Origin of the sequence: Duganella radicis, from assembly GCF_009720825.1 — a bacterium.
GTDB classification, from domain to species: Bacteria; Pseudomonadota; Gammaproteobacteria; order Burkholderiales; family Burkholderiaceae_D; genus Rugamonas; species Rugamonas radicis.
Window position 1 is genome coordinate 39127 of the sequence record NZ_WNKY01000047.1, and the last position, 8468, is coordinate 47594.

Here is an 8468-nt window from a genome sequence, read left to right on the forward strand (position 1 = left end):
CAATGCAGACCTCCATTAGTGAACGCTATCGCACGACCCCGGAAACACAAGATGCCGATGGCATTTTGCGTAGCTGCGTCCATTGCGGCTTTTGTACCGCCACGTGCCCAACCTACCAATTGACCGGCGACGAACTGGATGGGCCGCGTGGCCGCATCTACCTGATGAAACAGGTGCTGGAAGGACGGCCAGCGACCCGCAGCACCCAGCTACACCTGGATCGCTGCCTGACCTGCCGCAGTTGCGAGACCACCTGCCCGTCCGGGGTCGAGTATGGGAAATTGCTCGACATCGGCCGCCGCGTCGTAGACCATCAAGTGTCAAGGCCGCTGCGTCAGCGCCTTGCGCGCGCGGCGTTGCGGGCCGTGTTGCCGCGCGCTTGGCTTTTCAAGCCGGTGCTGCGGAGCGCCCAGATGATGCGACCATTGTTGCCTTCATCTTTGCGTGCCAAGGTCCCGACTGAGCGGCAGGCGGCTCCTTGGCCGCAGCGCCAGCATGCGCGCCGGATATTGCTGCTCGATGGCTGCGTGCAGCCGGCGTTGGCGCCGTCGATCAATGTTGCCGCCGCCCGCGTGTTGGATGCGGTGGGCGTTCAATTGATCGTCGCCCCCAAGGCGAAATGTTGTGGTGCCATCCGGCATCATCTGGACGACCAGGACGGCGCCATGGCTGACGCGCGGCGCAATATCGATGCATGGTGGCCTTGGGTCGAAGGGATGGATGGCGGCGTCGTGGTGGAGGCCATTCTGATGACCGCTTCCGGTTGCGGCGCCATGGTCAAGGACTATGCCCACCTGTTGCGTCACGATCCGGTCTATGCGGACAAGGCGGCGCGAATTTCGGCGCTTACTCACGACTTGTCGACGATTGTTGCGCGGTTCAAGACCGAACTTGAGCCGCTGCTCCGCAAGCGGCGCGCGCGCGTGGTCTATCACCCACCATGCACATTGCAACATGGCCAACAAGTACGCGGCCAGGTCGAAGAACTTCTCCGGCTCGCCGGCGTGGATGTGCATATCTGCGCGGACAGTCACCTGTGTTGCGGATCGGCCGGCACTTATTCCATGCTGCAGCCGGCGCTGGCCACGAAGTTACGCGACGATAAGCTGGCCAAGCTCGGTGCGAATGCGCCCGACATGATCGTATCGGCCAATATCGGTTGCCTGACCCACCTCCAGTCGGGGACGGACACGCCGGTCAGGCACTGGATCGAGTTGCTCGATGCCGCAATCGACCGCGGCTGATGTCCCCAGCCGTCCGCTCGCGGCCCGGCAGGGAACGGTGGCCCAGCGGATCATGTTAAAGAATTTTGGTCTTGCGGTTCATGGCGGCCGGCGACATAGGCGCGAGACCGCGCAAAAGCAGTTGCAATCCGGCTGCCAGGTCAGCCTCGAAATCATATCTTAGCGGCAGGAGCTCCGGCAGCGCCATCACCTGCGCCAGGGCGTCGCGCGGGTGGCTGAGAGGCCACAGGCCGATCGTCAATACCATGGCCTGGCGCACGAACACGATGTACCCCTCGATCGATATCGACGGCATCCGCCCGTGGAGTTGTCGCGCCAGGTCCCCCACCAACGCCACGGTGTTGAGCTTGAAGGTTCGCAGGCGTTCCGGCGACACATTGTGCTCTATGATCGACGGCAAAATGCTGAGCAGCCGGCACATCAGCGGATAGGCCGCGCTCGCGCCGGCGAATGCTTGCGCCAGCTGCGGCGCCGTGGGCTGCGACAGGGCGCCCAATCTCTCATCGAGATCGGACCGCCACAGCGCCGACTCCTCCTCTAGCAAGGCCAGCAATAGCGCCTCGCGGTTCTCAAAATAGCGATACACATTCGATTTGGTCATGTGCGCCTGGCGCGCCAGCTCGTTGAGCCCCAGATCGCTAAGCTCCATCCCGCCGCGCAGGGCCGACCTGGCGGTTGCAAGCAGATGCGCGCGGCGCTCCTCCTTTTGTTCGGGGCGGCGGGCCCGCTGGAATGGCTCTGATGTCGTCATTGGGTATCCGTAATCCGCAAAATCGCAGTTGCCGCACACTGTATAGATCGCGGGCATGCTTGACAAGTGACCAGTGGTCTTGTAAATTGAAGACCACTGGTTTTTTATTTTGGCGGGCATGCTGCCATGGATGCGGTCGCGGAGGCCGCATACGGCATAGACAGGTAGCAACCGTCGCAACGATGTCCGCCTCCCCGGGGCGGCTATAACTGGAGAAATAGATGAGGAACCGCAATGCAATAGTCCCCCTGGCGTTGGCGCTTGCCCTGGCCGGCGGCGCAGCGAAGGCGCAGAGCACCCCGGCAGGGCTGTGGCAAATGCTGGACGATGACAGCAAGCAGCCGTTGTCCCTGGTGCGTATCAGCGAAGCGGCAGGGGGCGTCCAGAGCGGCCGGCTGGAGAAGTTGCTCGACCCGTCGCGACAGGACGCCAGGTGCACGCTGTGCACCGACGAGCGTAAGAATCAGCCGATGCTGGGCATGACGATCATGCGCAACGTTAAGGCATCCGGTGACGGCACCTGGGAGGGGGGCGACATACTGGACCCGAACAACGGCAAGGTTTATCGCGTCCGTCTCAAGCCTGTCGAGGGCGGCAAGGCACTCGAGGTGCGCGGTTATATCGGTCCATTCTTCCGCACCCAGCGCTGGACCCGCGTGGAATAGCGCTGACGCCATTGCCCTGCGGCGCCAAAAGGCGGCCTCGGGCTGAACCGAAAATGAAGATCACGTTGCAACGCCAGCTCCCCTGGCAGCGCTCATCCGTATTGCTGGTTTGGGGGAGCGCCAGCCAGACTCTAACGAAAGAAATCGAATGACTACTACTACCCAAGGTGTTGCGCTGGTAACCGGGGCCTCGTCCGGCATCGGCCTGGTGACCGCGTATGCGCTGGCCAAGGCCGGGTACCGCGTTTTCGGCACCAGCCGCAAGGCAGTCGCCAGTCCGGCTGGCGTCACGATGTTGGTGTGCGACGTGACGGACGAGTTGTCCGTAAAAAAACTCGTGAACGAGGTCGTCAGGCAAGCGGGGCGTATCGATCTGCTCGTGAACAACGCCGGCGTGGGGCTGTTGGGTGGGGCCGAGGAGTCGTCCATTGGCCAGGCTCAGCGCCTCTTCGACGTGAATGTCTTCGGTGTGGCGCGCGCCGTCAATGCGGTGCTGCCCTTCATGCGTGCCCAGAAGAGCGGCCGGATCATCAACATGAGCTCGATCCTGGGCTTGATCCCATCGCCTTTCAACGCCTACTACGCGGCCACCAAGCACGCGATCGAGGGGTACACGGAGTCGCTGGATCATGAGGTGCGCCGTTTCGGCATCCGCGCGGTACTGGTGCAACCGGGCGTGACGCGCACCGCCTTCGAGGAGAATTTGACGCGGGCGGATTGCCTCATGCCCACCTACGCCGAGGACCGGGAGCGCAGCGAAGCGCTCATGACTAGATGGGTCGAGACCGGGGACGACCCGCAAGTGGTGGCCGACACCGTGGTCAAGGCGGCAATGGCCGCCAAACCCGGCTTGCGCTATTCGGCAGGTAAACAGTCCAGTCAGGTACGCATGCTGCGCCGCCTCCTGCCGGAAGCTGTGTTCGACAAGCTCATGCGCAAGTTCAACGCATTCCCGGCTTGATGCCGTAGCCTGCTTACGCGACAAACGAGTACCGCACAGTAACGGGGAAGCGGCCGCGCGGGAGCGCGGCCGGGAGGTGGCGACGCGTGGCGCCGCGCCGGTGGCTGGCGGATCAGACGTCGCCGTCGCCCTTGGAGTTGTTGTCCGAGAACATGGCGCCTACCTTGTCGGCGATCTCCGGCGGAATGCCGACCGCTTGCAGCAATTGCGACACCTTGTCGCCGATGCCGCCGGCGCCGCCGCCTTTGCCGCCACCGCCGGCGCCACCGGCGCCGCTGCCACCACCACCGCCCTTGCCTTCCAGCAGTTTCATCAGATCCTCGAAGTCTTTCTTCTCCTTCGGATCCATGTCGTTATCCTGCTTCAGCATTTCGACCAGGCGCTTGACCAGCTCATTCATGGCCTCCTTTTGCTGCCATGGCTGCAATCCCTTGTCCCCCGCCAGCTTGGCGACGTCCTCGGTCGACATGTTTTTCAGATCGTTCTTGAAGTTCTTGGTTTCGCCCGAGCTCGGGCCAATGCCGCCGCTGTTGCTGACGGATGCGTTGAAATTAACAGCCATGTGATTCTCCTTCAATGGTCGCGTTGGAAACGGATGTTTTGGGGTGGTACGCCGATGGGTGGCGCCGCGCCGGCGGCGGTTCCATGCCAGACGGCGCGCCGGCGAAAACGAACTAAACGCGGCGCGCCGCCACTCAATGGGGAACGTGCCGCCCGCGGCCGTTCTTCCCGCAGCCCACCACCATGGAGGATTCACTATGTCGCGCGACAACGACCACAATCTCGTGCTCAACAACATGCGCCGGCTGGACCAGAAGTACCAGCAGATCAACGCCGATCAGACCGACTTCATGCGCCGCCAGTCGTCCGGCGAGCAGCCCGACCCGGACGAATTCATCAAGCTGCTGGAGCAGCAGTCCGTCACCGGCAGCGCGATGACGGCGCAGTTCAATCTGTTCCAGAAGCCGCTCAAGACGGCGCTCACCGACTCGCGCTGAGACGCCATGCAGATCGACGAACTGGAGCGGCAATTGCAGGGCTTTCCGCTGGAGGAGCCGGTCAGCATCGACGGCGAATCCGTGTATCTGCGGGTGGGGCGCGACGGCGCGGAGCTGGGCGCGGTGTTTCTGGAGGAAATGAACGAGCGCCAGTTGCAGGAGGCCCTGCAACTGGGCTTCCAGAGCGCGCTGGAGTTCGACGCCGGCTGGGCGCTGTCGGATGACGGCGCCAGCCTGCTGCTGACCCAGTGGCTGCCGGACGCACGCGACTGGACGGCGGCGCCGGAGGCGCTGGAGCGCCTGCTGAATCAGGTCGAGCTGCTGCGCGCGCTGGCGGCCAGCGCCCCGGCCGAGGACAGCCGCGAGCATGACGCCGGCGGCCGCGAGGAACAACGTATGCGCAGCAAGTTGATGAGGGAGAAGTGATGAACATGCCACGCACCGCGTTGCAATGGCTGCTGGCGGCGATCGCCTGCGGCCTCCTGTGCTGGGCCCCGGCCGGCCGCGCCGCCGTGCCGCCGTCCTGGAAGGAGAGTGGCTTCGCGATCGAGCCGGCCGGCATGACGCTGCGCCAGGTGTTGCAGCAATTCGGCCAGGTGTACGGCGTGCAGGTGGCGCTGGACGTGCCCAATGTCGCCGTCCGGAAGGAGAAGCTGCGCGCGGACGGTGGCGCCGAGTTTCTTGACCGCCTGGCCCAGACCTACCGCTTCCGCTGGTTCGTGTATGGCGACACGCTGCACATCGTGCCGCGCGACGACAACGCGTCGGTGCGGCTGGAGGTGGGCGAGGACGCGGTGCAGGACGCCAAGGGCGCGCTGATCGGCATGGGCTTGTACGACAGCCGCTTCGGCTGGGGCGAGCTGCCCGACGAGGGTGTGGTCATCGTCAGCGGCCCGCGCGAGTATGTCCGCCTGGCGCGCCAGATCCTGCTGCCGGACCAGGCCAAGGCGGTCGCAAAAAAGGACCGGCAAATCATGGTGTTCCGGCTGAAGTACGCCAGCGCCACCGACCGTGCGATCAGCGCGCGCGGCAAGACCGAGACCGTGCCGGGCATCAAGACCATCCTGTCCAACCTGTTGTTCGCGCCGCCCGAAAGCAAGGTCGACGATCCCGCCAGCCGCTATGACCGCGCCAGCCAGAAGCGCTCGCGCCTGCCGGACAAGGGCAAGGGCGAGGCGCGCGACCTGGTCAACCTGCCGCTGCCGGGCAAGGTTCCATTGCCGAGCTGGGGCAAGCGCGCGCCGGCCGAGGCCATCGACGACGAGCCGGAACCGGCGCCGTCGCCGCGCAACGCCCGGAACACGGCGGCGTCCGCCGACCGCACGCCGCCGCGCATCGAGGCCGACCCGTCGCTGAACGCCATCATGATCTACGACCTGGTCAGCAAGCGCGCGATGTACCAGGCGCTGATCGATCAGCTGGACGTGCAGCCGCAGCAAATTGAAATCGAGGCGCTGATCATCGACATCGACCGCGGCAAGCTGTCCGAGTTGGGCGCCGAGTGGGGCGTCAGCAGCGGCGGCGGCAATGTCGTGGCGCGCGTCAACGGCACGCAGGACGACTCCAAGGGGCTGGCGTTGCCGCTGTCCGGCTCGACCCTGCTGATCAGCAATGCCGCCCGCTTCTACGCGCGCCTCAAGTTGATGGAGAGCCATGGCGAGGTCAGCGTGCTGGCCACGCCCACCGTGCTGACGCTGGACAACGTGGCGGCCGTGCTCGATCTGAGCCAGACCAAGTACATGCCGCTGGTGGGCGAGCGGGTGGCCGACCTGGCCGACGTCACCGCCGGCACCATGTTGCGCGTCATTCCACGGCTGGTGGACGACGGCGCCGCGCCGCGCGTGCGGCTGGAGGTAGATGTCGAGGACGGCACGCTGGACGATGGCAGCGGCAGCGGCAACGTGACGCGCTCGACGATCAGCACCCAGGCCATCATCGCGCCCCAGCAGACGCTGGTGATTGGCGGTTACCGCGCCGAGTCGCTGTCGAACAAGCGGCAAAAGGTGCCGCTGCTGGGCGATCTGCCCATGGTCGGCAATCTGTTCCGCAGCACCAGCACCTCCAAAAGCACCCGCGAACGGCTGTTCCTGATCACGCCGCGCCTGGTCGGCTCGTCCGGCACGGGCGGCATGGCGACGGCGCCGGTGTCCAAGGTGACCGAAGCGGCGCGGCAAGCGGTGGCGCCAGCACCGGTCGCGGAGCCGTCGCCAGCGCCCGCCCCGGCCCCCGCCCCCGAGCCGGTTCCGGCATCAGTCCCTGCACCAGCTCCGGTCCCGGCCGTGGCTCCCGCCCCGACCCCGGCGCCGCCATTCAAGGCGGAACAGCCATCCTTGTTCAGCGCGCCGCTGAAGCGAACTAATTGTCGTCGTGGCAAGATTGAGTTGCCGAAAAGCAACAGTTACAACAGCGTCCAGTGAAATAAAGTTCTTTCGGTTACAAGGCGACATATTGCTGTGCGACATAGCAAATTAAACTATGTGAATATGCGTTATCGAAAAAAGCAAGGAGTTCCCATGCGTGTAATCCCTTATTCGTATCATGCCGTGTTCATGTTATTTCTTACATGTTTATTCGTTAAGCCATGGAATGCGGCGACGATACGCGGGAAGCTGACCATGAAGTCGGATTGCGGATCATGAAAGAAATCATGCTGAAAAACAGACTGACACAATGCCTGGTGTGTGCGGCAGGCCTGCTGGCGGCGCTTGCTCCGGCTCATGCGCAAACGTTTTCAACGCCGTCGGCGCTGCCCGACATGACGCCCGGACTCAAGCTCGACCTGGGGCTGGCCATGGGCGGCGACGATTGCGAAGAGGACTACGCCGACCTGATGGCGGTGGCGGTGGGCACCAGGAACCGGACGCCGGCAGCGGCCAAACCGGCAGCGGCGGCCAAGACCGCCGCCGCGCCCGCGCAGACAGCAACCGCACCGGCAACCGCAACCGCACCGGCGGCCGTGACCGCGCAGGCGACCGCGACCCCGGCAGCCGCAATCCCGGCAGCAACCCCGGCAGCAGCTCCGGTAGCCGCAACCCCGCCAGCCGCGACCGGGCAGGCGACCGCAACCCCGGCAGCCGCAACTCCGACAGCCGCCACCATGGTGGCCGCAGCCCCCGCCACGGCCAGCCCGGCGCTGGCGCCGGTGGCCGCCGTGCAGCCCGTGGCGCCGCCGGCGCCCACCTGGGAAGTCATGCCGGCCGATAAGACCCTGAACGTCACGCTGGCGCGCTGGGCCGCCGCCGCCGGCTGGCAACTGGTGTGGGAATTGCCGGTGGATTACGCGGTCAGCATGCGCACCGAGCTGCGCGGCAGCTTCGTCGAAGCGGTCGGCATGGTGGCGAAAAGCATGGACACCGCCGAGGTGCCGATGAAGGCGATTTTCTATGACGGCAATCACGTGCTGCGCATCGTGGCGAAAGGAACGGAATGATGGCCCGCCGAATCGCCGCCCTGCTGTGCGCACTCCTGTTGTCGGCCTGTACCGGCCTGGCGGGCAAGATCGACGCCCGGATCGAGGAGACGGGGGACAAAGCCTCCGCGCTGGTGAAAGAGACCGGCCGCGCCGCGCCCGGCGTAGTGGCCGTGCCGCCGCCGGCGGTGACGCATGAACCCGGCATCTGGCTGGGCAAGGAGGTCGTCAAGCGCGGCGCGCCCACGCTGCCGCCGCTGTTCTACCAGGACGCGGCCTTCGACCGCACAGTGGCCTCGCTGTCGGAACTGGCCGAGCGCATCAGTCTGCGCTCCGGGCTGCCGGTCAAGATCACGCCGGACGCGCAGGCCATGCTGGATGGCGGCGTTGGCGCCGGCGCCGTGGCGGGCGCGCCGCCGGCCGCCGGCCTGCCGCCCGGG

At 65.5% G+C, this 8468-nt stretch carries 9 protein-coding genes and 1 pseudogene; 8 read left to right on the plus strand and 2 right to left on the minus strand.

From position 1 onward, the window contains the following. Positions 1-2 precede the first annotated feature (2 nt). On the plus strand, positions 3-1244 hold the full coding sequence (gene glcF / locus GM676_RS26375; protein WP_155467182.1) for a glycolate oxidase subunit GlcF: 1242 nt from the start codon (positions 3-5) through the stop codon (positions 1242-1244). A 55-nt stretch (positions 1245-1299) separates the two neighbouring features. Here glcF and GM676_RS26380 read toward each other — a convergent pair whose 3' ends face one another. Beyond that, the gene (locus GM676_RS26380) at positions 1300-2115 is read right to left on the minus strand and encodes a TetR/AcrR family transcriptional regulator (protein WP_229262875.1); all 816 of its coding nucleotides are present in this window, start codon (positions 2113-2115) and stop codon (positions 1300-1302) included. A gap of 101 nt (positions 2116-2216) precedes the next feature. Here GM676_RS26380 and GM676_RS26385 point away from each other — a divergent pair, with 101 nt between their 5' ends. Both GM676_RS26385 and GM676_RS26390 read left to right on the plus strand, forming a co-directional pair. Beyond that, entirely contained in the window at positions 2217-2660 is a 444-nt protein-coding gene (locus GM676_RS26385) for a DUF2147 domain-containing protein (protein WP_155467183.1), read from the plus strand. A gap of 148 nt (positions 2661-2808) precedes the next feature. Continuing rightward, positions 2809-3621 (plus strand): oxidoreductase, encoded by an 813-nt coding sequence (locus GM676_RS26390; protein ID WP_155467184.1) that lies wholly within the window; start codon positions 2809-2811, stop codon positions 3619-3621. A gap of 112 nt (positions 3622-3733) precedes the next feature. Here the strand turns inward: GM676_RS26390 and GM676_RS26395 are convergent, their stop codons facing one another. Further along, positions 3734-4183, minus strand: coding sequence for a hypothetical protein (locus GM676_RS26395; protein ID WP_155467185.1), 450 nt, complete (start codon positions 4181-4183; stop codon positions 3734-3736). A gap of 196 nt (positions 4184-4379) precedes the next feature. Here GM676_RS26395 and GM676_RS26400 point away from each other — a divergent pair, with 196 nt between their 5' ends. The 5 genes and pseudogenes from GM676_RS26400 to GM676_RS26420 all read left to right on the plus strand — a co-directional run. Next, positions 4380-4619, plus strand: a complete 240-nt coding sequence (locus tag GM676_RS26400; RefSeq protein ID WP_155467186.1) for a hypothetical protein — start codon at positions 4380-4382, stop codon at positions 4617-4619. Between the two features lie 6 nt (positions 4620-4625). After that, the gene (locus GM676_RS26405; RefSeq protein WP_155467187.1) at positions 4626-5045 is read left to right on the plus strand and encodes a hypothetical protein; all 420 of its coding nucleotides are present in this window, start codon (positions 4626-4628) and stop codon (positions 5043-5045) included. Beyond that, positions 5045-7036, plus strand: coding sequence for a type III secretion system outer membrane ring subunit SctC (sctC, locus tag GM676_RS26410; RefSeq protein WP_155467188.1), 1992 nt, complete (start codon positions 5045-5047; stop codon positions 7034-7036). The genes GM676_RS26405 and sctC overlap by 1 nt, the downstream gene beginning before the upstream one ends. A 230-nt stretch (positions 7037-7266) precedes the next feature. After that, positions 7267-8049 (plus strand): toxin co-regulated pilus biosynthesis Q family protein, encoded by a 783-nt coding sequence (locus GM676_RS32430; RefSeq protein ID WP_229262876.1) that lies wholly within the window; start codon positions 7267-7269, stop codon positions 8047-8049. After that, positions 8046-8468: pseudogene (locus GM676_RS26420) on the plus strand (PilN family type IVB pilus formation outer membrane protein); the annotation flags it as partial. The gene GM676_RS32430 and the pseudogene GM676_RS26420, both read left to right, overlap by 4 nt.